General features: G+C 59.5%; 26 protein-coding genes and 1 pseudogene. 13 read left to right on the forward strand and 14 right to left on the reverse strand.

Annotation, left to right across the window (positions count from 1 at the left end; genetic code table 11):
- Positions 1-92: 92 nt before the first annotated feature.
- From N005_RS10225 to acs, 7 genes are all read right to left on the reverse strand, one after another.
- Positions 93-1,313 (reverse strand): aspartate aminotransferase family protein, encoded by a 1,221-nt coding sequence (locus N005_RS10225; RefSeq protein ID WP_047701098.1) that lies wholly within the window; start codon positions 1,311-1,313, stop codon positions 93-95.
- Between the two features lie 376 nt (positions 1,314-1,689).
- On the reverse strand, positions 1,690-2,670 hold the full coding sequence (gene argR / locus N005_RS10230; protein ID WP_047701099.1) for a transcriptional regulator ArgR: 981 nt from the start codon (positions 2,668-2,670) through the stop codon (positions 1,690-1,692).
- A 113-nt stretch (positions 2,671-2,783) separates the two neighbouring features.
- The gene (locus N005_RS10235) at positions 2,784-3,548 is read right to left on the reverse strand and encodes an ABC transporter ATP-binding protein (RefSeq protein WP_047701100.1); all 765 of its coding nucleotides are present in this window, start codon (positions 3,546-3,548) and stop codon (positions 2,784-2,786) included.
- Positions 3,549-3,603: 55 nt separating this feature from the next.
- Positions 3,604-4,302: an ABC transporter permease gene (locus N005_RS10240; RefSeq protein WP_041023510.1), complete on the reverse strand. Its 699-nt coding sequence runs from the start codon at positions 4,300-4,302 to the stop codon at positions 3,604-3,606.
- A complete protein-coding gene (locus N005_RS10245) occupies positions 4,299-4,988 on the reverse strand; it encodes an ABC transporter permease (RefSeq protein WP_025215109.1) in 690 nt (229 codons plus the stop codon). Before N005_RS10245 ends, N005_RS10240 begins: the two co-directional genes overlap by 4 nt.
- 89 nt (positions 4,989-5,077) lie before the next feature.
- Positions 5,078-5,851, reverse strand: coding sequence for an ABC transporter substrate-binding protein (locus N005_RS10250; protein ID WP_047701101.1), 774 nt, complete (start codon positions 5,849-5,851; stop codon positions 5,078-5,080).
- A 723-nt stretch (positions 5,852-6,574) separates the two neighbouring features.
- On the reverse strand, positions 6,575-8,530 hold the full coding sequence (gene acs / locus N005_RS10255) for an acetate--CoA ligase (protein ID WP_047701102.1): 1,956 nt from the start codon (positions 8,528-8,530) through the stop codon (positions 6,575-6,577).
- A gap of 429 nt (positions 8,531-8,959) precedes the next feature.
- On the opposite strand from acs, the gene N005_RS10260 reads away from it, so the two are divergent.
- From N005_RS10260 to N005_RS10270, 3 genes are all read left to right on the forward strand, one after another.
- The gene (locus N005_RS10260) at positions 8,960-9,223 is read left to right on the forward strand and encodes a DUF2790 domain-containing protein (RefSeq protein WP_047701103.1); all 264 of its coding nucleotides are present in this window, start codon (positions 8,960-8,962) and stop codon (positions 9,221-9,223) included.
- A gap of 485 nt (positions 9,224-9,708) precedes the next feature.
- On the forward strand, positions 9,709-10,956 hold the full coding sequence (locus N005_RS10265; RefSeq protein ID WP_024776511.1) for a ribonucleotide-diphosphate reductase subunit beta: 1,248 nt from the start codon (positions 9,709-9,711) through the stop codon (positions 10,954-10,956).
- 196 nt (positions 10,957-11,152) lie between these two features.
- Entirely contained in the window at positions 11,153-12,142 is a 990-nt protein-coding gene (locus tag N005_RS10270) for a hypothetical protein (RefSeq protein ID WP_047701104.1), read from the forward strand.
- A 48-nt stretch (positions 12,143-12,190) separates the two neighbouring features.
- Here the strand turns inward: N005_RS10270 and N005_RS10275 are convergent.
- A pseudogene (locus N005_RS10275) lies at positions 12,191-12,505 on the reverse strand (DUF6933 domain-containing protein); the annotation flags it as partial.
- A 109-nt stretch (positions 12,506-12,614) separates the two neighbouring features.
- Positions 12,615-12,965 (reverse strand): hypothetical protein, encoded by a 351-nt coding sequence (locus tag N005_RS10280; protein ID WP_047701105.1) that lies wholly within the window; start codon positions 12,963-12,965, stop codon positions 12,615-12,617.
- A 147-nt stretch (positions 12,966-13,112) separates the two neighbouring features.
- Here N005_RS10280 and N005_RS10285 point away from each other — a divergent pair, with 147 nt between their 5' ends.
- Positions 13,113-13,430: a helix-turn-helix domain-containing protein gene (locus tag N005_RS10285; RefSeq protein ID WP_024779566.1), complete on the forward strand. Its 318-nt coding sequence runs from the start codon at positions 13,113-13,115 to the stop codon at positions 13,428-13,430.
- Positions 13,431-13,452: 22 nt separating this feature from the next.
- Here N005_RS10285 and N005_RS10290 read toward each other — a convergent pair whose 3' ends face one another.
- The gene (locus N005_RS10290) at positions 13,453-14,511 is read right to left on the reverse strand and encodes an MBL fold metallo-hydrolase (RefSeq protein WP_047701106.1); all 1,059 of its coding nucleotides are present in this window, start codon (positions 14,509-14,511) and stop codon (positions 13,453-13,455) included.
- A gap of 186 nt (positions 14,512-14,697) precedes the next feature.
- Between N005_RS10290 and N005_RS10295 the strand changes: the two genes are divergently transcribed.
- On the forward strand, positions 14,698-15,306 hold the full coding sequence (locus N005_RS10295) for a TetR/AcrR family transcriptional regulator (protein ID WP_047701107.1): 609 nt from the start codon (positions 14,698-14,700) through the stop codon (positions 15,304-15,306).
- 31 nt (positions 15,307-15,337) lie between these two features.
- Here the strand turns inward: N005_RS10295 and N005_RS10300 are convergent, their stop codons facing one another.
- Both N005_RS10300 and N005_RS10305 read right to left on the reverse strand, forming a co-directional pair.
- Positions 15,338-15,871 carry a DUF1003 domain-containing protein gene (locus tag N005_RS10300; RefSeq protein WP_047701108.1) on the reverse strand — a complete coding sequence of 178 codons (534 nt, stop codon included), beginning with the start codon at positions 15,869-15,871 and terminating at the stop codon, positions 15,338-15,340.
- A gap of 86 nt (positions 15,872-15,957) precedes the next feature.
- Positions 15,958-16,905, reverse strand: coding sequence for a LysR family transcriptional regulator (locus N005_RS10305; protein WP_081993250.1), 948 nt, complete (start codon positions 16,903-16,905; stop codon positions 15,958-15,960).
- A gap of 14 nt (positions 16,906-16,919) precedes the next feature.
- Here N005_RS10305 and N005_RS10310 point away from each other — a divergent pair, with 14 nt between their 5' ends.
- Both N005_RS10310 and N005_RS10315 read left to right on the forward strand, forming a co-directional pair.
- A complete protein-coding gene (locus N005_RS10310) occupies positions 16,920-17,630 on the forward strand; it encodes a CTP synthase C-terminal region-related (seleno)protein (RefSeq protein ID WP_047701110.1) in 711 nt (236 codons plus the stop codon).
- Positions 17,627-17,941, forward strand: a complete 315-nt coding sequence (locus tag N005_RS10315) for an antibiotic biosynthesis monooxygenase family protein (protein ID WP_047701111.1) — start codon at positions 17,627-17,629, stop codon at positions 17,939-17,941. Before N005_RS10310 ends, N005_RS10315 begins: the two co-directional genes overlap by 4 nt.
- Before the next feature lie 124 nt (positions 17,942-18,065).
- Here N005_RS10315 and N005_RS10320 read toward each other — a convergent pair whose 3' ends face one another.
- Positions 18,066-18,395, reverse strand: coding sequence for a DUF2025 family protein (locus N005_RS10320; protein ID WP_047701112.1), 330 nt, complete (start codon positions 18,393-18,395; stop codon positions 18,066-18,068).
- A 241-nt stretch (positions 18,396-18,636) separates the two neighbouring features.
- Here N005_RS10320 and N005_RS10325 point away from each other — a divergent pair, with 241 nt between their 5' ends.
- From N005_RS10325 to N005_RS10345, 6 genes are all read left to right on the forward strand, one after another.
- Positions 18,637-19,764, forward strand: a complete 1,128-nt coding sequence (locus tag N005_RS10325) for a glycerophosphodiester phosphodiesterase (RefSeq protein WP_047701113.1) — start codon at positions 18,637-18,639, stop codon at positions 19,762-19,764.
- Between the two features lie 226 nt (positions 19,765-19,990).
- A complete protein-coding gene (locus tag N005_RS10330) occupies positions 19,991-20,302 on the forward strand; it encodes a PepSY domain-containing protein (RefSeq protein ID WP_047701114.1) in 312 nt (103 codons plus the stop codon).
- A 160-nt stretch (positions 20,303-20,462) separates the two neighbouring features.
- Positions 20,463-21,485 (forward strand): transporter, encoded by a 1,023-nt coding sequence (locus N005_RS10335; RefSeq protein WP_047701115.1) that lies wholly within the window; start codon positions 20,463-20,465, stop codon positions 21,483-21,485.
- Positions 21,486-21,627: 142 nt separating this feature from the next.
- Positions 21,628-21,771 (forward strand): hypothetical protein, encoded by a 144-nt coding sequence (locus N005_RS29410; RefSeq protein WP_162843596.1) that lies wholly within the window; start codon positions 21,628-21,630, stop codon positions 21,769-21,771.
- 216 nt (positions 21,772-21,987) lie between these two features.
- Positions 21,988-22,182 carry a hypothetical protein gene (locus tag N005_RS10340; protein WP_047701116.1) on the forward strand — a complete coding sequence of 65 codons (195 nt, stop codon included), beginning with the start codon at positions 21,988-21,990 and terminating at the stop codon, positions 22,180-22,182.
- Between the two features lie 93 nt (positions 22,183-22,275).
- Positions 22,276-23,475: an MFS transporter gene (locus tag N005_RS10345; RefSeq protein WP_047701117.1), complete on the forward strand. Its 1,200-nt coding sequence runs from the start codon at positions 22,276-22,278 to the stop codon at positions 23,473-23,475.
- On the opposite strand, the gene arfB is transcribed toward N005_RS10345, so the two are convergent.
- On the reverse strand, positions 23,472-23,885 hold the full coding sequence (gene arfB, locus N005_RS10350) for an alternative ribosome rescue aminoacyl-tRNA hydrolase ArfB (protein ID WP_041020761.1): 414 nt from the start codon (positions 23,883-23,885) through the stop codon (positions 23,472-23,474). The two genes, N005_RS10345 and arfB, sit on opposite strands and share 4 nt — an antisense overlap.
- Between the last annotated feature and the right edge of the window lie 77 nt (positions 23,886-23,962).

Genomic DNA, 23,962 nt, shown 5'->3' on the forward strand with positions numbered 1-23,962 from the left:
GTCTGTCCAGTGGAGCGAGGTGATCCCCATCGCGAGCAGGCTCGCTCCCACAAAAGCCCGCCCCCAAATGGGGCCGGTCAAGCCTGAAAGAATCAGGCTTGGCTCAACTTCGCCGCGGCCTTCTCGAAACGGTCCAGGCCGGCGTCGATATCGGCGTCTTCCACCACCAGGCTCGGGGCGAAACGGATCACATCCGGACCGGCCTGCAGGATCATCAGGCCTTCCTGTTCGGCGGCGTTGAAGATGTCCTTGGCCTTGCCTTTCCAGGCGTCGTTCAGCACGCAGCCGAGCAACAGGCCCAGGCCTCGCACTTGGGAAAACAGGCCGTACTTCTCGCCGATCTGCTCCAGGCGGGTCTTGAACTTGTCATGCTTGGCCTTGACGCCGCCGAGCACTTCAGGGGTGTTGACCACATCGATCACCGCCTCGGCCACCGCGCACGCCAGCGGGTTGCCGCCGTAAGTGGTGCCGTGGGTACCGACGACCAGGTGCTTGGCCAGCGCTTCGGTGGTGAGCATCGCCGCGATCGGGAAACCACCGCCCAGGCTCTTGGCGCTGGTGAGGATGTCCGGGACCACGCCGTAATGCATGTAGGCGAACAGTTCGCCGCTGCGGCCCATGCCGGTCTGCACTTCGTCGAACACCAGCAGCGCATTGTGCGCATCGCACAGGTCGCGGGCGCCTTGCAGGTAGGCTTGCTCGGCCGGCAGCACGCCGCCTTCGCCCTGGATCGGCTCCAGCACCACGGCGCAGGTCTTGTCCGAAATGGCCGCTTTCAAGGCCGCCAGGTCGTTATAGGGAACATGGGTGATACCGGTGATCTTCGGACCGAAACCATCGGAATATTTCGACTGCCCACCGACGTTGACGGTGAACAGCGTGCGGCCGTGGAAACTGTTGAGCGCGGCGATGATTTCGTACTTTTCAGTGCCGAAACGATCGAACGCAACACGACGGGCCAGCTTGAAGGCGGCCTCGTTGGCTTCGGCACCGGAGTTGCAGAAGAACGCGCGTTCGGCGAATGTCGCGTCGACCAGTTTATGAGCCAGGCGCAGCGCCGGTTCGTTGGTGAATACATTGGAGACGTGCCACAGCTTGTTGGCCTGCTCGGTGAGCGCGCCAACCAGCGCCGGGTGGGCGTGGCCCAACACGTTGACTGCAATACCACCGGCGAAATCGATCAACTCGCGGCCGGACTGATCCCACACGCGGGAACCGGCGCCACGCACGGGAATGAAGGCAGCAGGCGCATAGTTGGGGACCATTACCTGGTCGAAATCGGCGCGTTGTACCGCGGCTTGCTCAACGGACATCGGAGTCTCCTGAAGAGAAACACTCGCCTGGAAATGGCGAGCTTGGTGAGGATTGTAAGGACAGTTTTCAGCCCGGCCTTGCCGCCAAGCGACAACTTCTTATAGCGCCAAACCCCGTTTTCATTGGGTTTATGGCAATGCGACAAATAGCGTCGCAAAGGCGCAGTTTAAACGTTGTCGGGGGACTTGAGGCGGCGGCATCTACATTTCCATTGCCGGGCACAGATCACCTGTGGGAGCGAGCCTGCTCGCGATAGCGCAATGTCAGTCGACATCGATGCCAACTGTGCCGACGCCATCGCGAGCAGGCTCGCTCCCACAGCTGTGTTGTATAGATCGCCTTATTCGCGCGCCCTGCCCTCTGGCGGGAGACGCCCTAGCCCCGCTCGGCCGGTACCGACGACAATTCGAACGGGCTGCTGCTGCGTCGCTGGTTGCGATCTTCCCGCGGCGTGGCGCCGAAGAAGTTGCGGTAGGCGCTGGAGAAGTGTGGTCCCGAGGAGAACCCACAGGACAAGCCGATCTGGATGATGGATTTGCTGGTCTGCATCAACATCTGCCGAGCCTTGTTCAGGCGCAGCTCCAGGTAATACTGGCTCGGCACGCGGTTGAGGTATTGCTTGAAGATCCGCTCCAGTTGCCGGCGGGATACGCACACATGCTGGGCGATTTCGTCGGTGGTCAGCGGTTCTTCGATGTTGGCCTCCATCAGCAGCACCGCCTGGGTGAGCTTCGGATGGCTGGAACCGAGGCGGTTCTGCAACGGGATGCGCTGGCGTTCGCCACCCTCACGGATGCGCTCGACCACCAGCTCTTCCGACACTGCACCGGCCAGTTCCGCGCCGTGGTCCCGTGACAGCACCGCCAGCAGCAGGTCGAGCACCGACATGCCACCGCAGGCGGTCAAGCGGTCGCGATCCCAATCGAACAAATGACTGGTGGCGATGACCTTGGGGAAGCGCTCGGAGAAATCATCCTGCCAGCGCCAATGCACCGCGGCGCGGTAACCGTCGAGCAAGCCCAATTGAGCCAGGGGATAGACCCCGGCCGACAAGCCACCGATCACACAACCGGCACGCACCAGTTGCTTGAGTGCGCTGCTCAGGTTGGAGGCCAATGCAGCCGGGGGTTCATCGGCCAGCAGGAACAGCTTCTGGAGCCCTTCAAGCTTGCCCGCCCAGGGCTCGCCGGGTAACTGCCAGGCGCCCTCGCCCGCCGGCTCGGCCTGCAGGAACGACAGTTCGTAGACCACTTCCGGGTGCACCCGCTGAGCGACACGCAAGGCCTCCTCAGCCAGCGCCAGCGTCAAGGCTTTAGTGCTGGGCCAAATCAGGAAACCAATTCGATGGGCAGTCATGGCGGGCGATCCGAAACGAAAACAGTGTTAAAGCCAAAAGCGGCTGCAACCAAATTAGACCATCTGGCACGTGGTGCGCAGCATGACCCAAATCAGGTGCGTAACGGGAGCAATTACTTGAGGCTGCCCGAAAGAAATTGTTGCAGACGCTCCGATTGCGGATTGACCAGCACTTCGCGCGGGTTGCCGCTTTCTTCGACGATGCCTTTGTGCAGGAACACCAGCTGGTTCGACACCTCGCGGGCAAAGCCCATTTCGTGGGTCACCACCACCATGGTCCGGCCTTCCAGGGCCAGGGCCTGCATCACCTTGAGCACGTCGCCCACCAGTTCCGGGTCGAGGGCCGACGTCGGTTCGTCGAACAACATGACTTCCGGCTCCATCGCCAGCGCCCGGGCAATCGCCACGCGCTGCTGCTCGCCACCGGACATGTGGCCCGGATAAGCGTCCTTGCGATGAGCCACGCCCACTTTGTTCAGGTAATGCTCAGCCTTCTCGCGAGCCTCGGCCTTGGCAACACCCAGCACATGCACTGGCGCTTCCATGATGTTTTCCAGCGCGGTCATGTGGGACCACAGGTTGAAATGCTGGAACACCATCGACAGCCGCGAACGCATGCGCTGCAACTGCTTGGGGTCCGCGGCCTTCAACGCGCCATCCTTGCTGGCCACCAGCTTCAGCTCTTCGTTGTTGAGCAGGATCTTGCCGGCATGGGGTTGCTCGAGCAGGTTGATGCAACGCAGGAAGGTACTTTTACCGGAGCCACTGGAGCCGATGATGCTGATCACATCGCCGGCGGCGGCCTTCAGGGACACGCCCTTGAGCACTTCGTGACTGCCATAGCGTTTATGCAGGTCTTGGACTTCGAGCTTGTACATGCGGTCGTTCTCACAAAACGTCAGTCGTTGGGCAGTCGATCGGATCGACGCGTTATCAGTGCTTGCGCGGGGCCAGGTAACTCAGCCAGCGACGCTCGGCCAGTTTGAACAGGCGCACCAGGATGAAGGTCAGGCACAGGTAGAACACGCCGGCCGTGATGTAAGCCTCGAACGGCAGGTAATACTGGGCATTCACCGTGCGCGCGGCACCGGTGATGTCGATCAGGGTCACGATGGAGGCCAGGCTGGTGGTCTGCAGCATCATGATCACTTCGTTGCTGTATTGCGGCAGCGCCCGGCGCAGGGCCGACGGCAACAGGATCCGGCGATACAGCGTGAAGCGCGACATGCCCATGGCTTTGGCCGCCTCGATCTCGCCATTGGGCGTGGCCCGCAGGCTGCCGGCGATGATTTCGGCGGTGTAGGCGCTGGTGTTGATGGCGAAGGCGAGACAGGCACAGAACGTCGCACTGGACAGCCACGGCCAGAGGAAGCTTTCACGCACGAACTCGAACTGCGCCAACCCGTAGTAGATCAGGAACAGTTGCACCAGCATCGGCGTGCCGCGAATCACGTAGGTGTAGAGCCAGGCCGTCATGTTCACGACCGGCTGCTTGGACACCCGCATCAACCCCAGGGGCAGCGCCGCCAGCAGGCCGAAGAACAGCGACAGCGCCAGCAACTTCAGGGTGGTCAGCAGGCCGCCAAAGTACAGCGGCAAAGCTTCATAGATGACGTTGTAGTCGAAGATCATAGATCAGCCGCCCTTACGCCTACCGAGTAGCGCTTCTCAAGGTGACGCAATGCCAGCAACGAGACACTGGTGATCACCAGGTACATCGCCGCCACTGCCAGGAAGAAGGTGAAAGGCTCACGGGTGGCATCCGCCGCCTGCTTGGCCTTGAACATCATGTCTTGCAGGCCCACCACCGAAATCAACGCGGTCGCCTTGGTCAGCACCAGCCAGTTGTTGGTGAAGCCCGGGATCGCCAGGCGAATCATCTGCGGCACCAGCACCCGGAAGAACACCTGGAACCCGCTCATGCCATACGCCATGCCCGCCTCGGCCTGTCCCTTGGGGATCGCCATGAACGCACCGCGAAAGGTTTCCGACAGGTAGGCACCGAAGATGAAGCCGAGGGTGCCGATACCGGCTGCCAGGGGATTGAGGTCGATGTAGTCGTCATAACCGAGCATCGGCGCCACCCGGTTGAGCAGGTCCTGGCCGCCGTAGAAAATCAGCAGGATCAGCACCAGGTCAGGAATACCGCGGATGACCGTGGAGTACAGGTCACCCAGCCACGCCAGCCAGCGCACCGGCGAGAGGCGCAACGCGACACCGATCAACCCCAGGACGATGGCCAGGGCCATGGACGACAAGGCGAGCTGAAGCGTCAACCATGCGCCATCGAGGATGACAGCCCCGTAGCCTTTCAACATGATTCAGGTCCTCGAAAGTGGGATGTAAAAATGGCGCAAACCGCAGGGAGCCTGTTGCTTGCGCCATTTCGCACGAGTGGCGGGCGGTGTTACTTGCCGTAGATGTCGAAGGCGAAGTACTTGTCCTGGATCTGCTTGTATTTACCGTTCTCGCGAATAGCGGCGATGGCGCCATTGATCTTGTCTTTCAGGGCATCGCCCTTGCGCACCGCGATCCCTACGCCGTCGCCGAAATATTTGACGTCGGTGAAGGCCGGACCGACGAAAGCAAAGCCTTTGCCGGCATCGGTCTTCAGGAAGCCGTCATCCAACAGCGTAGCGTCTGCCACGGTACCGTCGAGGCGACCGGCGGAGACATCCAGGTAGATTTCGTTCTGCGAACCGTATGGTTTGATCTCGGCACCCAACGGGGCGAGGACTTCACGGGCAAAACGCTCATGGATCGAACCGCGCTGCACGCCGATGTTCTTGCCTTTGAGTTCGGTCAGGCCATCGCTGACCTGGGTACCGGCCTTCATCACCAGACGCGCCGGGGTGTTGTAGTACTTGTTGGTGAAGTCCACCGACTTCTTGCGATCTTCAGTGATCGACATGGAGGACAGGATCGCGTCGATCTTGCGCACCTTGAGCGCCGGGATCAGGCCGTCGAACTCTTGCTCGACCCACACGCACTTGACCTTCATCTCTTCGCACAGCGCATTGCCGATGTCGTAGTCGAAACCGACGATGCTGCCGTCCGGGGCTTTCGAGGCAAACGGAGGGTAAGCCGCTTCGATACCGATCTTCAGGGGCTTTTCATCGGCGAATGTCGGCAGGGACAGCACGGACAGTGCCAGGGCGCCAAGCAGCACAAGTTTCTTCATCTTGGGACTCCATCGGTAAAGGGCAAAACGGCAGAGTGAGCAACAGCCCAATATGCGAATGAGTGAAACGAACGTAGGTGCTGCGTCCTAGGAAACGGGCGTTTTTTATCAACGCAGGCCACGACGAGCGAGTGATCGGCATTCTAACGACAGGCCCGAAGCCGATATTTCTTCAATGCGACAACAAATTACAGAAGCATCGAGAAAGCAGTTCGAGCACATTGACAGCCCTGCAAATTCATGCAAGAGCGAAAGAAAGGAAACCAATACACATTGCAAATTGCGGGCCCATTATTCGCAAACCCTTCTAATCCGGCAAGCACAGCGTGTCGGCTTATTTTAACGAGAAGCTGCGAATGCCCTGAACCGGGACTCGACGTTTCCCATCGCCTCGGTACGGTGCCTTTGGTTACACATTTCTAAACATCGGTAACGTTGCGAAAGGTCTGATGTTGAACGTCGATATTTATTCGCAGACACCATGAGGCGAACACCAACCCTGTGGCGAGGGGATTTATCCCCGCTGGGCTGCGCAGCAGCCCCAAGACAGTTGACTCAATCTGTCTGGCACACCGAGGTGTCAGGGTTTAGGGCCGCTTCGCGCCCCAGCGGGGATAAATCCCCTCGCCACAGAGGCATCCTCACCTCATGAGAATGCGTCACACATAAAAAAGCCCCGCCCGGCAATTGCCGGGCGGGGCTCTCAGGTGACACGAACCGTCGTCAGGCGACGTTCATGGTCTTGTGCGTCTCGATCAGATGCGCCACCACACCTGGGTCGGCCAGCGTGGAGATATCACCCAACCCGTCGTATTCCGCCGTGGCGATCTTGCGCAGGATGCGGCGCATGATCTTGCCGGAACGGGTCTTCGGCAAACCGGGTGCCCACTGGATGACATCCGGCGAAGCAATCGGGCCGATCTCCTTGCGTACCCAGTTTTTCAGTTCCAGGCGCAGGGCTTCGCTGGTTTCTTCACCGGCGTTGAGGGTGACATAGACGTAGATACCCTGCCCCTTGATGTCATGCGGCACACCGACCACCGCCGCTTCGGCGACTTTCGGGTGGGCGACCATGGCGCTTTCGATCTCGGCCGTACCCATGCGGTGGCCGGACACGTTGAGCACGTCATCCACCCGACCGGTGATCCAGTAGTAGCCATCGGCATCGCGACGCGCACCGTCGCCGGTGAAATACATGCCGCTGAAGGTCTTGAAGTAGGTGTCGACGAAACGGTCATGGTCGCCGTACAGCGTCCGCGCCTGGCCTGGCCACGAATCGAGGATCACCAGGTTGCCTTCGGCCGCGCCTTCAATCAGGTTGCCGAGGTTGTCCACCAGGGCCGGCACCACGCCGAAGAACGGACGCGTGGCCGAACCCGGTTTCAGCGCCGTGGCACCTGGCAGCGGGCTGATCAGCACGCCACCGGTTTCGGTCTGCCACCAGGTGTCGACGATCGGGCAACGCTCCTTGCCGACGTTCTTGTAGTACCAGTCCCAGGCTTCCGGGTTGATTGGCTCACCCACCGAGCCCAGCAGGCGCAGGCTGCTGCCATCGGCGCCTTCGACGGCCGCGGTGCCCGAGGCCATCATCGCGCGGATAGCGGTCGGCGCGGTGTAGAGGATATTGACCTTGTGCTTGTCGATGACCTGGGCCACCCGGGTGATGTCCGGGTAGTTCGGCACGCCTTCGAACAGCAAGGTGGTCGCGCCGTTCGCCAGTGGACCGTAGACGATGTAACTGTGGCCGGTGACCCAGCCAACGTCGGCGGTGCACCAGTAGATCTCGCCCGGCTTGTAGTCGAACACGCGCTCATGGGTCATGGCCGCGTACAGCAGGTAGCCGGCCGTGGTGTGTTGCACGCCCTTTGGCTTGCCGGTGGAACCGGAGGTGTAGAGGATGAACAGCGCTTCTTCAGCGCCCATTTCCTTCGGCGCGCAAACGGTGCCAGCGACTTTCATCAGGTCTTCGTACCAGATGTCGCGGTGCTGGTTCCACTTGATGTTGCCCGCGGTGCGCTTGCACACGATGACTTTCTGGATGCTGCTGGTTTCCGGGTTGGTCAGCGCGTCGTCGACGTTGGCCTTGAGCGGGATCTTCTTGCCGGCACGAACGCCTTCGTCGGCGGTGATCACCACTTTGGATTTGCAGTCGATGATGCGACCGGCCAGTGCTTCAGGCGAGAACCCACCGAACACCACCGAGTGGATCGCGCCGATGCGGGTACAGGCCAGCATGGCGACCACGGCCTCGGGGATCATCGGCATATAGATCGTCACCACGTCGCCGCGATGCACGTCCTGGCCGCGCAGGGCGTTGGCGAACTTGCAGACTTCTTCGTGCAGTTCACGGTAAGTGATCTTGCGACTCTCGGCCGGGTCATCGCCTTCCCAGATAATCGCGACCTGATCGCCACGCTCGGCCAGGTGACGGTCGAGGCAGTTATAGGAAACGTTCAAGGTGCCGTCGGCAAACCACTTGATATCGACATGGTGATCGTCGAAGGACGTCTGCTTCACCGTAGTGAACGGCTTGATCCAGTCGAGGCGCTTGGCCTGCTCGCGCCAGAAACCATCCGGGTTGACCACCGACTGTTGGTACATGGCCTTGTAGGTCGCCTCGTCAGTCAGCGTACTGGCTGCTACCTCGGGACGAACGGGATACAGAGAAGCCGCACTCATGTTTCTTACCTCGGTGACATAGTTGTTTTTGTATGGTCCCGTTGTAGCCCGGGGCGGGCCTATAGAACCATTCGACGATGGTAGTAACAAGTCCCTACAAAATGTCGGTACAAACGTGCAAGACCCTAATCACAACCCATTCCCCATGTGGGAGCGAGCCTGCTCGCGATGACGCCAGCCAATCCAGAACAGAGCCAACAGAAGTTCTCGGCTCCTGACGATTATTACCAAATCAACCAAAAGTCTTTATCAAAACCCGGTCTGTTTGCATCAACTCCCGCTCCCTAGAATCCATCTCGCCAACCGGCAAACACGATTGACGCAACACAGCCCCCACGAAGGCCGTTAATCAAACTTCCAATACTTGCTCCACACGCAACCCCAAAAAGGTTGCGTGACCCCACTCGACCTCAAGAAAGGTGAAATCAGATGAAAGCTTTATGGGTTCTGGTCCTCGGCAGCCTTTGCGCTACGGCGATGGCAGACGAGGCCCCGACCGATGTCCCTCGGCAAAAACCCGCCATCGAGGAGTACACCTACTCCACCCACCTGGACATTGCCAAAATCATTTACATGAGCGCAGTCCCGAACGTCTGCGAAGTGGTCCCGGCAAAAATGGAATACGAAGACTCCAAAGGCCAACGCCACATCCTGCGCTACAGCGTCATGGGCAACGGCTGTTCCAACGGCTGATCATTACCGCTATTTTCAGGGCCCGATTTTGATCGGGCCTGGTTGTGTCTGGCGACGTCGAAAACCCTCCCTAAACACAACATGTAGTGTAAAAACGCAAAAATAGGTCGTTTTTTGATCAAAAAATCACGCCGCACGATTCATGCAAAAAAAATCTATAACCGCCAAAGCCTTGTAAACCCTCGCTCCAACGCGAATACGCCCCCCACCGCGCCCTCCGTGGGCGATTTCGCCGCACCACGTAGGCAAAAAAGTCCTTATAATGCCGCCTTAAACGGGCCTGCAATATTCCCTTACAGGGGATCAAGCCAGTCTGAAGCCCACGCAAAGGCCCCTCGCCTTTTCGCGTTCACCGCCGCTTCAGCATGACCCGTACATTTTTCTGTTTATTGCCTGCGTCAGCTGCAAGAAACGATTTTCCAAGATCCACCGCCGCCAGCAGGCCTTCACCAGGCTTCTGGCCCTCACGCAGGAGACGACACGTCATGCTGAGCTGGGACGAATTCGACAAAGAAGACGGCGAAGTCGCTGTAAAAGGCGCCAACGCCGGCCACGCTTCTGAAGCCAACATGGACCGCCTCGACAGCGCCGGCGGTGCCGCCGCACTCGAAGCCCGCGCCGTGACGGCCAGCGACTCGGCCGCGATCATTCGCGCCAAGGCCGCCCTCGACAAACTCGACGTCGCCGAAGGCCTCGCCGAACTCGAAGGCGCCTCCGCCCGTGTCGCCGTCGATGAAAAGCGCATGATCAACTGCCGCGCCGACCTCAACCAGCTCGTACCCTTCAAATACGACTGGGCCTGGCAGAAGTACCTGGACGGCTGCGCAAACCACTGGATGCCGCAAGAAGTCAACATGACCGCCGACATCGCCCTCTGGAAAAACCCGGAAGGCCTGACCGACGACGAACGCCGCATCGTGATGCGCAACCTGGGCTTCTTCTCCACCGCCGACTCCCTGGTCGCCAACAACCTGGTCCTGGCCGTATACCGCCTGATCACCAACCCGGAATGCCGCCAGTACATTCTGCGCCAAGCCTTCGAAGAGGCGATCCACACCCACGCCTACCAGTACTGCATCGAATCCCTGGCCATGGATGAAGGCGAAATCTTCAACATGTACCACGAGATCCCATCGGTCGCGAAAAAAGCCGCCTGGGGCTTGAAGTACACCCGTTCGATCTCCGATCCGAAGTTCGAAACCGGCACCCCGGAAACCGACAAAGAGCTGCTGCGCAACCTGATCGCCTACTACTGCGTCCTGGAAGGCATCTTCTTCTATTGCGGCTTCACCCAGATCCTCTCCATGGGCCGCCGCAACAAGATGACCGGCGTCGCCGAGCAGTTCCAATACATCCTGCGCGACGAATCCATGCACCTGAACTTCGGCATCGACGTGATCAACCAGATCAAGATCGAAAACCCACACCTGTGGGATGCCGAGATGAAGGAAGAAGCGACCCAGATGATCCTGCAGGGTACGCAGCTGGAAATCGAATATGCCCGCGACACCATGCCTCGCGGGGTACTGGGCATGAACGCGGCGATGATGGAAGACTATCTGAAGTTCATCGCTAACCGTCGTCTGTCGCAGATTGGGTTGAAAGAAGAGTATCCAGGCACGACTAACCCGTTCCCTTGGATGAGCGAGATCATGGACTTGAAGAAAGAGAAGAACTTCTTTGAGACGCGGGTGATTGAGTATCAAACCGGTGGTGCGCTTAGCTGGGATTGATGTCGAGAGAAAAATCCCAAGCTGGCCTGTCAGCTAACGCTTAACTAAAACCCCGTGAAAACGGGGTTTTTGCATTCTGCCCTACACGCACTGGCCACTGGTGGGTGGATAGCCGCGATTTCGAATTGAAAACAATCAGTGCAACCCGCCTCACCTCCCGCTATTAATACCCTCCCCACTCAAGGACCCGAGCCCCATGAAATTCGACCTCGCCTACTGCCGCAGCCTCGACGACAAGCTGTCGATCTATGACGTGCGCGATCTGAATTTCGACGAGACGATGGACTTCGATTCCGCGAGGGAACATTTCCAGTGCCCCAACGATGCCTGTCGGGCGGCGTTCGATGCAGCGAATGTGTTGGGGACGTTCAATGCCAAGAATGTGAATTACGTGCGCACGCCGCACTTCAAGAACATTCCCAGCACACGGCATGTCGAGGGTTGTCCTTATGCCAGCCTGAAAACCCCGACAACTGGCCTGGAGACGGACGCTGCGGAAGCGGATGACGGTCGGGAGGAACACTTTCCTTCGGAGCTGTTACTGACCCGGCGTGAGTATGTGCGCAAGCCTTCCAGCCCGGCGGTGGTGGCGGACGTGATACGCGATGAGCGAGCGCCTTCAGCCGCCAATCTTGTCGAGCGCCAGAGCCGTGATTCAGCGCCGGACAAGACCAGTGTCTTCGCCCATCCGGTGGAGTGCTTCGTGTCGAACTTCGCCGACAAGGACCTGCTCAAGCGCATGCCGCTGAAGATTGGCGAGCACACGGCGCCCTATGCTTCATTCTTCAAGAAGATTGAATACCTGCTGGACAACAAGGGGCTTATCTACTGGGGCAAGATCAAGAAGATCGAGGATTATCACAGCGCCAGTTTTCGCGTCGACTTCGAGCAAAAGGTCTGGGTCAAGTTACCGGGCGAGGCGAAGAAGCGGCCCTATTCGGTCAACGTTTACCTGAGCAAGAAGTTGATCGATCAGTACCGCAAGCGCAAAGCGTTCCTGGAAGAGATCAAGCATGCCGCCGAGAGCGAGCGGGATCTGTACTGCTTCTTCTATGGCGTGACGCCGGAGCTGAAACAGGTGCCGAGCAAGAAAAACCCCGAACAGACGTTCGGGGTGTTCAGTGCTCAGATTGAGAATCTGGACCATTTCATCATTCGTGAAGCGCCGGGGTTGGCCGATAACTAGTCTCGTCTTGCGCTGACAGCAACCCTACAGGTGTTAGCGGTTTTCTTCTCATAGTGCATCTTGGGCAAGTTGCCGCTCAAACGCCCACATTTCCCGTTTCACTTCCATGCGTCGTTCACGGGCGTTATGGAGGCTGGGCTCATCCAGTCCGCCATAACGCCGCAACCAGTGAATAATCATTTCCTCGCCTGGAAAGTAATAGTCCTTGTGCCCCTTGCTGCCTCTCGGGGTGTTGTTCATATCACCATCAAAGCGGCCTGCGGAGAACTCATCAGAAGGCAACGTTCCCCACTCGGCGGCACAATCCTCGAAAACCCAGGAGATTTCATTGATGTGCTTTTGCGCACCGCGATGGCCGTGACGTTGGCTTCTCCACGGGAGTGATTTTTTTGCCTTTGTGCACGCGGTAAAGCGGTTACAAGCCGCTTCGGTGCGATTGAAGATCAACATGGTGTTCTCTGCTCGAAAAAGACTATGCGTCTGTGACCCATTCGATTTCATAGGGCTGACGAACAGCGTCGGAAATCCCTTCTCGTAACTCGTCGCTCAGAACCATCAGCTCCTGATCGCTCAGCAGGTCATAGGCGACCATCAGCCTCAAAGATAGGGAAACTTCTCTGCGTCGACGTCCGTTGAAGGCCATCGCCAGGTCCTTGTCTCGACTGCGTATGAGGCCATACAGCGTTGCGTATCGAGCGTGGGCCGATAAAGTTTCGTTCTGAGCGATCGTCTGGGCATCAGCAAGAACCCCTTGGCAGAAGCGGTCCAATGCCAGCTCGTAAAGCTCATTGTAATTTTTCCAGTCACTGTCGGAAATCGGCATACCACCCTCCTTCGCTAGACACCAGGGTACACCGAGCGCTTGGCTGGGGCAGGCCACTGGTCACCCATCAAAAAATGAGATTGATCCGGCTTCAAAACAACTGTACAAAAACACAGTATTTTTGAATCCACTGCTTTGGAGAATCCCATGGCCTCTCTCGCAATCAAAACCACCCTGGAACGCATCGCTGTCTATCAATTCACCCCTGCCCACAGCGCACAGGCCCGCGCCATGCTGGGCTGGAGCGTCGAGGAACTATCCCGGCAGTCCGGGGTTTCGGTCAAGGCTATCCGGCGCTTCGAAGCGGGAGGCGAGTTGCTCGATGTGACGCGCCTGGCGCTGGCGTTCTGCCTTGAAGCCGAAGGCCTGGTGTTCTTCCCCGGCTTTGCACCGGGGCGTGGCATGAACATCAAGGGTGCCACGCCGGATCCGGCGGGGCGGCCCGACTACGCGATGATCGAATAGCGAGATCGTTGCATCACGGGTATCAGGCCGCGCCTGCCGGGTTCTGATAGGCCGAGGCTTCCACATCCAGCCACCAGGCATGGCCGCGATGTGGATGGGTCAGGGTGAAGGCTTCGCCCATCTGCGGTGTGGTGATGGGCACGTTGCGTTCCCAGGCCAGGGCCAGGATGCGGTCGAAGGGTTCGAACCAGGCATGCATCGCCAGGTCGAACGTGCCATTGTGAATCGGCAGTAGCCAACGGCCCCTGAGGTCGATATGAGCCTGGAGGGTCTGCTCCGGCTGCATGTGGACATGGGGCCAATCGACGTTATAGGCGCCGGTTTCCATCAGCGTGAGGTCAAAGGGGCCGTATCGCTCGCCGATGCGTTTGAAACCGTCGAAATATCCGGTGTCGCCGCTGAAGAAGATCCGCGTGCCGCCATCGATCATCACCCATGACGCCCATAGCGTGCTGTTGCCATCGAACAGGCCGCGGCCGGAAAAATGCTGCGATGGCGTGGCAATGAATTCGATGCCATCCACTTCGGTACCTTGCCACCAATCCAGCTGACGTACCTTGCTGGCCTCGATGCCCCATTTGACCAGGGTGTCACCCACGCCAAGGGGCGTCAGGAAGTGCCGGGTCTTGTCGGCAAGCTTGAGGATGGCCTGGTGGTCGAGGTGGTCGTAATGGTCATGGGAAAGGATCACCGCCTCAATCGGCGGCAGGTCGTCCAGGCTGATGGGCGGCTGATGGAAACGCTTGGGGCCGGCCCATTGCACGGGCGATGCACGGTCGGAGAAAACCGGGTCGGTGATCCAGAATTTGTCGCGCAGCTTGAGCAGAACCGTTGAATGGCCGAGACGGAACACACTCTGGTTCGGTGCTGCCAGCAGCTCGGCACGTGTCAGCGGTTGAACGTTGATGGCGCCGGCCGGCCGAGTGGTGCGCGGCTTGTGAAGGAGCATGTTCCAGATGATGCGCAGCATCTGGCCGAACCCTTCTCGCGGGGTATGGGCGTGATTGCGATACTTCCCTTGTTCGTGTCGGGAGGCAGGGTTGGCAGCCGTGCTGTCGGTCGAGGAAGCGGGAATGCTCATGGTGCGATAACTCCAAGGACGTCGCCGAAAGTGCGCTTCGCCGTTGCGGGACATGGCTGGCTACGAGGTTTACGCTCAGCCGCTCACACTAAATCTACACCACTCGGTGTAGTTTCTAGATTGCATGAATCCTGGGAGTAAGTAAACTGCTGAGTGTAATCCACCCTTCTCTACCGACGAATGCCCATGACCGTACCGCAACGCCTTACCGAACGAAAACGCGAAGCCATTCTCCAGGCCGCGATTGCCGAGTTTCGCAGCAGCGGTTTCGAGATCACCAGCATGGATAAGATCGCGGCGACCGCCGGTGTGTCGAAGCGTACGGTGTACAACCACTTTCCCAGCAAGGAAGAATTGTTCGCTGAAATCCTGAATCGGCTATGGAACAGCATTACCGCCGAGCAGGAGATGGCGTACAACCCGTTGGAGCCTTTGCGTGAGCAATTGCGTCGGTTACTGCAAGCCAAGTTGCAGCTGATGTCAGACGACAACTTCCTCGATCTGGCGCGTATCGCCATCGCCGCAACCATACATTCTCCCGAGCGGGCCCAGAATATGGTTTCGCGTATGGGCCAACGTGAAGAAGGCCTCACCACCTGGATTCGCCAAGCCCAGGTCGATGGCCGACTGAAGCCCGTGGAGCCGGCATTTGCTGCCCAGCAAATGCACGGGTTGATCAAGACGTTCGCCTTCTGGCCACAGATCTCCATGGGTCAGCCGAGCCTGACCCTGGATGAGCAAGCGCAGGTGATCGAGTCGGCCCTCGACATGTTTCTGGTTCGCTATCAGGCTTGAGTGCTCACCGCCGGAGTCGCGGCACGGAGGGTCATTGCGCCGGGGGCGTGCTCACGAATTTCTGGTGCATTTCGGTGGTCAGGCTGTCGATACGCTCGGTCAATGCCTTGGTCATTTCTGTCAGGCGGGTGTTCTGTTCCAGCAGTTCGAGCAATTGCGCCGTATTGTGCGCGGCCTGGGCCTGACGCTCGGTGTTGGCAATGGCCAGGGCTTCGCGATGTTGCGCATCGGCTTCCGCCTGGGCTTTATCCCGAGCGGCCTGGCGGGTTTGCGCCAGCAGGATCAGTGGGGCGGCGTAGGCCGACTGCAGACTGAACGCCAGGTTGAGCAAGATGAACGGGTAAGCATCGAAGTGCACGACGCCCGACAGGTTCAAGCCTACCCAGACCAGCACGATCAGGGTTTGTGCGCCAAGAAACATCGGCGTGCCAAAAAAACGCGCGAACGCCTCCGCTCGCAACGCAAAGCGATCATTCCCGAAGGTGGGTCCCAGGTGCGCGTGCGGCCGATGAAAACGCAAGTGGTCAACGGACGCTGCGGGGGTGGATTGGTAGGGGCTCGCCATGATGTTCTCCGCTTGTGGCTGGTGCTAAAGGCACTATAACTATTAAGCGATCATCATCTATCCCAGCGCGCTCCGCTCGTGAAACATCAGCGCTGTCGCAGACTACGCCCCAACTCGTCGAACAATGTCACCACCGAACGCAACGCGCGGCAGTCTGGCCGTGTCAGCAGCCAGAGCGCCGTGTCATAGCCCTCCAGCGGTTCGCCGAAGGGAGTCAATCCCTGGTCTTCACCGATCAGAAAGTCCGGCAGCGCCGCGACGCCCAGACCGGCTCGCGCCAATTCGGCGACTGAAAGCATGCTGTTGCAGCGATAGGCTGGCATCACTCCGGGGAGAAGTTGTCGGCGCCAGGCCACGGTGGGGTGATCGGGGAGGAAGTCGTCCGGTGCGATCCAGGTCAGGGACGCCAAATCATCCAGATTCGCGCCAGCCAGGTAAATCGGACTTGCGCAGACTCGGTAGACGACATCGCCCAGGTGCCGCCCCACCAGATGCTCCGGCGGTGTGCGAGTCAGGCGCAAAGCAATATCGGCATCGCGACGACTCAGGTTGGCGAAGTCGTTCGAAGTGCTCAACTCGAGGGTCAATGCCGGATAGGCCGGCATGAACCGCGCTAGCGCCGGCAGCAGCAACGCTTGCAGGACCGAGTCGGTGCAGGTCAAGCGCACGGTGCCAGTGACCACCTCACCGCCCTGCTCCACACCGATCCGTGCCGCCTCCAGGGCCTGCTCGGCGCGCTCGGCCTGTTCGGACAGCGTCTGGGCCAGGCTCGTGGGCAAATACCCGGCACGGCTTTTTTCGAACAAGGGTTGGCCCAGGGCTGCCTCGAGCCGGCGTACCGAGCGGAACACCGTAGACACATCCACGTCCAGCAGCCGCGCAGCCCGAGCCAGCGAGCCGCCACGGACCAACGCCAGGATCAGGGAGAGATCGGAATACTCCAGACGATAGTGCACTGATGCATTGAACACTTGGATAGACGCCAATATTGAGTGCGTGAACGCCAATCTATAGTGGCGACCAGCAATCAACAAGCGGGGAGCCCTCCATGAAAATCCAGCGTCCTTTGCACATCGCCCTGATCGGCGACCACGACCCGCAGATAACGGCCCATCGGGCCATTCCCATTGCACTTGAGCTGGCCAGCAGGCCGGCCGGCCATGGCGTCAGCTTTCAATGGTTGGCGACGGATCTGATCACTGACGCTACCCCTCTGGCCGATTTCGACGGCATCTGGTGCGTACCCGGCAGCCCCTACCGAAACGAAAATGGCGCCTTGCACGCTATTCGCTTTGCCCGCGAACAGCGTCGCCCTTTCCTCGGCACCTGCGGTGGTTTTCAGCACGCCGTGCTGGAATACGCGCGCCACGTGATGGGCTGGACCGATGCCGCCCACGGCGAAACCTCTCCAGAAGCGGAAAGGGCACTGCTGACGCCGCTGAGCTGTGCCTTGGTCGAAACCATCGACAGCCTTCAGCTTGTTGCGGGGTCGTTGATTGCCGAGGCCTATGGCCGCCAGACCGTGCTCGAAGGTTATCGCTGTCGCTTTGGGGTCAATCCAGCATTTGAGCGGGATTTGCTGGGCAACCGCCTGCATGCCGTAGCCCGGGATTCGGCCGGCGAATTGCGGGCCGTGGAGCTGCGGGATCATCCATTCTTCGTCGCGACCCTGTTCCAACCCGAACGCGCCGCGCTGGAAGATCGTGTGTCACCGCTGGTCAGGGCCTTTGTCGAAGCGTGTACGAGGGAGATGCCATGAGCGGTCAGTATTACGCCGTGATTTTCACTTCCCTGCGTACCGAAGGAGATCAGGGGTATGCCGAGGCTGCCGAACGCATGGTGACGCTGGCGAAAGAACAGCCAGGATTTCTCGGCATCGAATCGGCCCGGGGCGAAGAAGGCCTGGGTATTACCGTATCGTATTGGAGCAGCGAGGCGGCGATTCTGGCCTGGAAACAGCACCCCGAACACAGCGCAATCCGCGAGCGTGGCCGTTCTACCTGGTATGCCTATTGCCATACACGGGTGTGCAAGGTCGAACGGGATTACGCGTTCCGACGCCAGTCCTGACATCCATCGCCAATCCCCTGTGGAGCGAGCCCGCTCGCGATAGCGGTGGGTCTACTGGCATCCATGCCGACTGTACCGACGCCATCGCGAGCAGGCTCGCTACCACTTGATCTGCGGTGAGGGATCAGCCCTCCACTACCAACTGCCGCATTGCCACGATTTCCGGCAGGTCGCTGCGCGCCATGTACACCCGCAGAGGTTCGGTGAGGTTGAGGCGATCATCGATGTTCTGGTCCAGCAGCAGTTGGATCCGCTCGCGCTTGAGGGTCATGGTGCTGTCCGTGGCAGCAACCCAGACGAATTCGCAAGTGGGGATGATGCCGTCGTCAGCCACGTCCATGCCGAAGGCGTCTTCGCTGAAGCGCACGATGTATTGGCCGGTCTTGCGGTTCAGGCCGACAAAGCCCTTGAGTTGGTCGGCGGCCTGGCAGATGAAGGTTGAAGTGGTGCGCATGGTAAACCTCATGGATGCGTCCCGCAGGACGTCTGATCGATGGTTTACACGCAGGGCAGGCGACTGTTGCTTCAGGTTTCCCTCTGCCGGGGAAACTGCTGCGGCCAAGGGTACTGCAAACCTGCCTGCAAAGGCGTGGGAAAAATCTGTTTCCCGGAGGTTTATGTGAGTTTGGCGATAGCGCTCAGAGCGTTCAGTTGTTAAAAGATAGGTTTTGCACAACGACGAAAGGATCTCGAGCATGCCCGTCACCTTTACCCGTAGCGTGTTGATGTTGAGCCTGTTGCTCGGCTTCGGTCAGACACAGGCCGCCGAGGCGCCGAACCCCAAGGCCTTGGCCACCCGCCAGGGTATCCCCCACCCGGCGGTAATCGCCCACCGTGGTGCCTCGTTCGATGCACCGGAATCCACCGCCGCCTCCTACAAGCTGGCCCGCGACCTCGGCGCCGATTACCTGGAACTGGACCTGCAACGCAGCAAGGACGGCGTGCTGTTCGTCCTGCACGATGACAGCCTGCTGCGCACCACGGACGTTGCGGCCAAGTTCCCCGAGCGCAAGGACAGCAGCGCCAACGCCTTCACCATGGCCGAGCTCAAGACCCTCGATGCTGGCAGCTGGTTCAACACTGCCTACCCGGACCGCGCGCGTCCCGGGTTCGCGGGGCTGAAGATCCTGACCCTCGATGAAGTCATCGACATCGCCGAGGGCAATCCGCAGCACAAACCGGGGCTGTACATCGAAACCAAGGAGCCGAAGCTGTTCCCCGGTATCGAACGCGACCTGAAGGATAAACTGCAGGATCGCGGCTGGCTGAGTCCGGCCGGGTCCAAGTTGGCCAAAAGCGCTACCGGCGTAGGCCAGGGCAAAGGCAAAGTGGTGTTGCAGACCTTCGAAAAGAGCAGTCTCGAACTGCTGCACAAGGAAATGCCGAAGGTACCGAAGGTCCTGTTGCTGTGGGTGGGTGAAGGCAACATCGAGCCCAAGTCCAAGGTGACATTTGCCGAGTCCGGTGAAACCGACAAGGCCGCCTACTACGCCAAGCAGCAACCCAAGGACCGCGCCGAGTTCGAGAAATGGGTCCAGTACGCCAAGGCCCAGGGCGCCATCGGCACCGGACCGTCAGCCGCACTGACCCATGGCGGTAGCCAGAGCTATGCGGATCTGGTGCAGCCTTGGATGAACCAGTACACCCACGATCAGGGTTTGCTGGTGCATGTCTACACTGTGGATGAGCCGGTGGACTTCAAGAAAGTGATGGAGGCCGGCGTGGATGGCATTTTCACCAACCGGGCCAGTGAATTGCTCAAGTACTTCAAGCGTCCCGAAACAGGCAGTGTGACGCAGTTGCTGGAAAAGAACGGTTATTGATCAACTGTGGGAGCAACGCTTGCTCGCGACGAACGATAATGCGGTTGTACTGAAACCGCACTGCCCACATCGCGAGCAAGCTTTGCTCCCACAGACTTTCCACAGTTCTTGTCCCAACAAACCTTACTTCAGCAGTCCCGCGCAAAGGTTTTTTCGAATTAAGGGTGAATTAAGTTGCCACAGTTAATCTGATCCCACTTAAACGACACACCCAAGGAAAGACCTTATGAAAACTTTGACTGCCCTGTTCACCGCCGCTGCCCTGACCCTGACTGCTGGCCTGGCCCAAGCGGATAATGATGTTCGGCCTGACCAGGTTCCTCAGCTGGTCAAGGAAGGCAAGATCAAGCCGGACCAAGAGCTGAAGCAAATCGTCGAGAAGTTGCACCCAGGAGCAACCGTCGGCCTCGCTGATCTGGAACAGCGCTTTAATGGTTACGAATATGAAGTTGAAGTACGTTATCCCGACGGCAGAAAGTTTGACGTTGAACTCGACGCAGCCACCGGCAAAGTCCTGAAAAACGAAGTGGATGACTGATAAAAAAGAGCCGCGCAACCCTCAGGTTGCGCGGTTTTTATTGTGCTTATAAAAAGGCCCCCGCATCACGCAACTGTCACAAAACCATCAAGATTCCTTGCCATGATCTCGCCCAAGTGAACCTGTAGCCACCACAGGCACTTCCCGCCAGCGAGACTTCATGAATCACAGCATCGACCAAAGTCACCGCGACCCGGACCTGTTCGGCCTGCTCTACGGGTTTCGTTTCCGTCCCGGCGAGCGCGGACGGGAAATCGATTCGGCCCAGGCCCTGCAAAGCCTGCAACAACCACAAGACAACGATGAATTCCTCTGGCTGCACCTGAACCTGGCTCACGCCGCCTGCGAGCGCAGGATGAAAAGTCAGCTGGCCTTGCCCCAGGAGTTTTTCGAAGCCTTGCACGAAGGTTCGCGTTCGACCCGCATCGAGCATGTGGACTCGGCGCTGCTGGCCGTGGTGAACGACGTCGTGTTCAACCTCAATAATATGATCTCCTCGGACGTCTCGACCTTGTGGGTCTGCGTCCACAGCCGACTGATTGTCAGCGCACGGCTACACCCCTTGCACTCGGTCGACAAGCTGCGCTCATCGGTCAAGGCCGGCGAATGCTTTCGCTCGCCATTGGAATTGCTCGTCCATCTGCTGCGCGACCAGGGCGAAGTGCTGACCCAGATCGTGCGCAAGACCAGCCTCAGCGTCGACCAGATCGAAGACCAGTTGCTCTCCTCGCGCCTGTCCACCAACCGCGCCGAGCTGGGCGCCCAACGCCGGGTACTGGTGCGCCTGCAACGCCTGCTGGCGCTGGAGCCGGGCTCGTTGCTGCGCCTGCTCAACCGGCCGCCACAGTGGCTGCAGAAAGAAGACGTCAAGGAGCTGCGCAAATCCACCGAAGAGTTCGCGCTGATCATCAACGACCTCACCGCGCTGGGCGAACGGATCAAGCTGTTGCAGGAAGAAATCGCCGCCAACCTCAATGAACAGACCAACCGCACCTTGTTCACCCTGACGATGGTCACGGTACTGGCCTTGCCTATCAACATCATCGCCGGTTTCTTTGGCATGAACGTCGGCGGCGTGCCGCTCGCCAGTGATCCCGAGGGCTTCTGGATTCTTGTGGCGCTGGTGGCGACCTTTACGCTGATCGCCGGACGCTGGGCATTTCGCAAGCAAAAAGACCATTGAGACTGACCTGTCTAGACAATCCCATTTGTCGGTGCACCGGGATTTAAAAGTCTTTTTGTCATCTCTCCTGGGGTATCCTGCCCGGGCTTTATGAAAGCGAGGATCTACCAGATCTACCAACAGACTTTGCGAGGAGCGCGATATGCACGAGATTCCTAATCTCCCCTTCCCAAGCCTGCACGACACTGAGCAGACGACCACGCTACAGGCCGGAGGGCAACCAGACGCCCGGCAACCCGAGCCCAAAGAAGCCACTGAACGCCGCCAGGCCGACAGCGAAGACTGATCCACTCGCACCACCAGACCGTGTGGAAAGCGCAGGCTCTGGACGAAAAGCCTTGATACTCGTTCATGCTGCGTTGAAAACAGCCTCGGAATGCTCATGTACTCCAGTACACTGCGCTTCCTCGGCTGTTTTCGCCTTGCCTGACCTTCGTCTCAAGACTTTTCGTACAGAGCCTAAGATGCGCTTTCCCCACTGCCTGAACCTCGAGCCCCTACCATGACCGATGACACCTCCCCCTTCAGCGAGGCCCAAGCCAATGTGCTGATCGGCACCACTGAAAAAATGGTCGAGATCTGGATGCGCCTTTCGCCAGAGAAACAAGCCACGCTGCTGGCCCGTTTCGGCACCGAGGAAAATGCCCTCGCCGCGCTGGTCACCACACACTTGGTCGCCGGGCAAAACGACGGCTGACGGGCAAATAGTTTTACTTTCCCACGCCTCATTTCTACGCGCGCCGTTATCATAAGCAGCCTATCTATCCAGCTGCTCCGTGGACCTTTTCCCATGTCAGATTCCCAGCGCCCCTTGGCGGTCACGCTGCAAGTCGTATCCATCGTCCTCTTCACCTTCATCGGCTATTTGAATATCGGCATTCCCCTGGCCGTGCTGCCCGGGTTCGTCCATGGCGAATTGGGTTTTGGCGCCGTGATCGCCGGGCTGGTGATCAGCGTCCAGTACCTGGCCACCCTTCTCAGCCGCCCTTACGCAGGCAAGATCATCGACAACCTGGGCAGCAAGCGCGCCGTCATCTTCGGCCTCGCCGGGTGTGGGTTGAGCGGCGTGTTCATGCTCGCGTCCGCCTGGACCCATGACCTGCCGACCCTGAGCCTGATCAGCCTGCTGATCGGGCGCCTGGTGCTGGGCAGCGCGGAAAGCCTGGTGGGCTCAGGCTCGATTGGCTGGGGCATCGGCCGGGTCGGCGCCGCGAATACGGCCAAGGTGATTTCCTGGAACGGCATCGCCAGTTACGGCGCGCTGGCGATTGGCGCGCCGCTGGGGGTGTGGCTGGTCAAGTCCCTGGGGCTGTGGAGCATGGGCGTCAGCATCATCCTGCTGGCCGTGCTGGGGGTGGCGCTGGCCTGGCCGAAAACCGCCGCGCCCGTGGTTGCCGGCGAACGTCTACCGTTCATGCATGTACTGGGGCGCGTCCTGCCCCATGGCAGCGGCCTGGCCCTGGGTTCCATCGGTTTCGGCACCATCGCCACGTTCATTACTTTGTACTACGCGACCCAACATTGGGACAACGCGGTGCTGTGCCTGAGCCTGTTCGGTGCCTGTTTCATCGGGGCACGCCTACTGTTCGGCAATCTGATCAACCGCCTGGGAGGCTTTCGGGTAGCGATTGCCTGCCTGTCAGTGGAAACCCTTGGCTTGTTGCTCCTATGGCTGGCACCCGATGCGCAGTGGGCACTGGCGGGTGCGGCGTTGAGTGGCTTCGGTTTTTCGCTGGTATTTCCGGCACTGGGTGTCGAGGCCGTCAACCTGGTACCGGCATCCAGCCGTGGGGCGGCGGTGGGCGCTTATTCGCTGTTCATTGATTTGTCGCTGGGGATCACCGGACCATTGGCCGGCGCGATTGCGGCAGGGTTTGGCTTTGCCTCGATCTTCCTGTTCGCGGCCTTGGCAGCGCTCGGCGGCCTGGCGTTGAGCATCTACCTCTACCGGCAGGCGCCGAGGTATCGCGAGGAACGGGATAGAAGCTAGAAATCCACCTTGCCACGGCCGGCCTTGATCGAGCCACGCTTGCTCTTGGATTCGAGGCGACGCGTCTTCGAACCCAGGGTCGGTTTGGTCGGGCGGCGCTTTTTCTCGACCTTGGTGGCACTGAGGATCAGCTCGGCCAGGCGCTCCAGTGCATCGGCCCGGTTCTGTTCCTGTGTCCGGTACTGCTGGGCCTTGATGATCAACACGCCGTCGCTGGTGATGCGGCTGTCACGCAGGGCCAGCAGCCGCTCCTTGTAGAACTCGGGCAGCGACGAAGCAGGGATGTCGAAGCGCAGGTGCACGGCGCTGGAGACCTTGTTGACGTTCTGCCCCCCGGCGCCCTGGGCGCGGATGGCCGTCAGCTCGATCTCGGCATCGGGAATGTGCACGTTGTTGGAAATCGCCAGCATGGAAAGCGTCCGGTATCAGGCCCCACAGGATACCCCGAATCCCACAGGTAACGCTTAACCCTGTGGGAGCGAGCCTG

It is taken from the genome of Pseudomonas mediterranea CFBP 5447 (genome assembly GCF_000774145.1).
GTDB classification, from domain to species: Bacteria; Pseudomonadota; Gammaproteobacteria; order Pseudomonadales; family Pseudomonadaceae; genus Aquipseudomonas; species Aquipseudomonas mediterranea.

Excerpts from the sequence above, each read along its gene's own strand:
- N005_RS10225 (WP_047701098.1), bottom strand. The coding sequence starts at position 1,313 with ATGTCCGTTGAGCAAGCCGCGGTACAACGCGCCGATTTCGACCAGGTA.
- argR (WP_047701099.1), bottom strand. The coding sequence starts at position 2,670 with ATGACTGCCCATCGAATTGGTTTCCTGATTTGGCCCAGCACTAAAGCC.
- N005_RS10235 (WP_047701100.1), bottom strand. The coding sequence starts at position 3,548 with ATGTACAAGCTCGAAGTCCAAGACCTGCATAAACGCTATGGCAGTCAC.
- N005_RS10240 (WP_041023510.1), bottom strand. The coding sequence starts at position 4,302 with ATGATCTTCGACTACAACGTCATCTATGAAGCTTTGCCGCTGTACTTT.
- N005_RS10245 (WP_025215109.1), bottom strand. The coding sequence starts at position 4,988 with ATGTTGAAAGGCTACGGGGCTGTCATCCTCGATGGCGCATGGTTGACG.
- N005_RS10250 (WP_047701101.1), bottom strand. The coding sequence starts at position 5,851 with ATGAAGAAACTTGTGCTGCTTGGCGCCCTGGCACTGTCCGTGCTGTCC.
- acs (WP_047701102.1), bottom strand. The coding sequence starts at position 8,530 with ATGAGTGCGGCTTCTCTGTATCCCGTTCGTCCCGAGGTAGCAGCCAGT.
- N005_RS10260 (WP_047701103.1), top strand. The coding sequence starts at position 8,960 with ATGAAAGCTTTATGGGTTCTGGTCCTCGGCAGCCTTTGCGCTACGGCG.
- N005_RS10265 (WP_024776511.1), top strand. The coding sequence starts at position 9,709 with ATGCTGAGCTGGGACGAATTCGACAAAGAAGACGGCGAAGTCGCTGTA.
- N005_RS10270 (WP_047701104.1), top strand. The coding sequence starts at position 11,153 with ATGAAATTCGACCTCGCCTACTGCCGCAGCCTCGACGACAAGCTGTCG.
- N005_RS10280 (WP_047701105.1), bottom strand. The coding sequence starts at position 12,965 with ATGCCGATTTCCGACAGTGACTGGAAAAATTACAATGAGCTTTACGAG.
- N005_RS10285 (WP_024779566.1), top strand. The coding sequence starts at position 13,113 with ATGGCCTCTCTCGCAATCAAAACCACCCTGGAACGCATCGCTGTCTAT.
- N005_RS10290 (WP_047701106.1), bottom strand. The coding sequence starts at position 14,511 with ATGAGCATTCCCGCTTCCTCGACCGACAGCACGGCTGCCAACCCTGCC.
- N005_RS10295 (WP_047701107.1), top strand. The coding sequence starts at position 14,698 with ATGACCGTACCGCAACGCCTTACCGAACGAAAACGCGAAGCCATTCTC.
- N005_RS10300 (WP_047701108.1), bottom strand. The coding sequence starts at position 15,871 with ATGGCGAGCCCCTACCAATCCACCCCCGCAGCGTCCGTTGACCACTTG.
- N005_RS10310 (WP_047701110.1), top strand. The coding sequence starts at position 16,920 with ATGAAAATCCAGCGTCCTTTGCACATCGCCCTGATCGGCGACCACGAC.
- N005_RS10315 (WP_047701111.1), top strand. The coding sequence starts at position 17,627 with ATGAGCGGTCAGTATTACGCCGTGATTTTCACTTCCCTGCGTACCGAA.
- N005_RS10320 (WP_047701112.1), bottom strand. The coding sequence starts at position 18,395 with ATGCGCACCACTTCAACCTTCATCTGCCAGGCCGCCGACCAACTCAAG.
- N005_RS10325 (WP_047701113.1), top strand. The coding sequence starts at position 18,637 with ATGCCCGTCACCTTTACCCGTAGCGTGTTGATGTTGAGCCTGTTGCTC.
- N005_RS10330 (WP_047701114.1), top strand. The coding sequence starts at position 19,991 with ATGAAAACTTTGACTGCCCTGTTCACCGCCGCTGCCCTGACCCTGACT.
- N005_RS10335 (WP_047701115.1), top strand. The coding sequence starts at position 20,463 with ATGAATCACAGCATCGACCAAAGTCACCGCGACCCGGACCTGTTCGGC.
- N005_RS29410 (WP_162843596.1), top strand. The coding sequence starts at position 21,628 with ATGCACGAGATTCCTAATCTCCCCTTCCCAAGCCTGCACGACACTGAG.
- N005_RS10340 (WP_047701116.1), top strand. The coding sequence starts at position 21,988 with ATGACCGATGACACCTCCCCCTTCAGCGAGGCCCAAGCCAATGTGCTG.
- N005_RS10345 (WP_047701117.1), top strand. The coding sequence starts at position 22,276 with ATGTCAGATTCCCAGCGCCCCTTGGCGGTCACGCTGCAAGTCGTATCC.
- arfB (WP_041020761.1), bottom strand. The coding sequence starts at position 23,885 with ATGCTGGCGATTTCCAACAACGTGCACATTCCCGATGCCGAGATCGAG.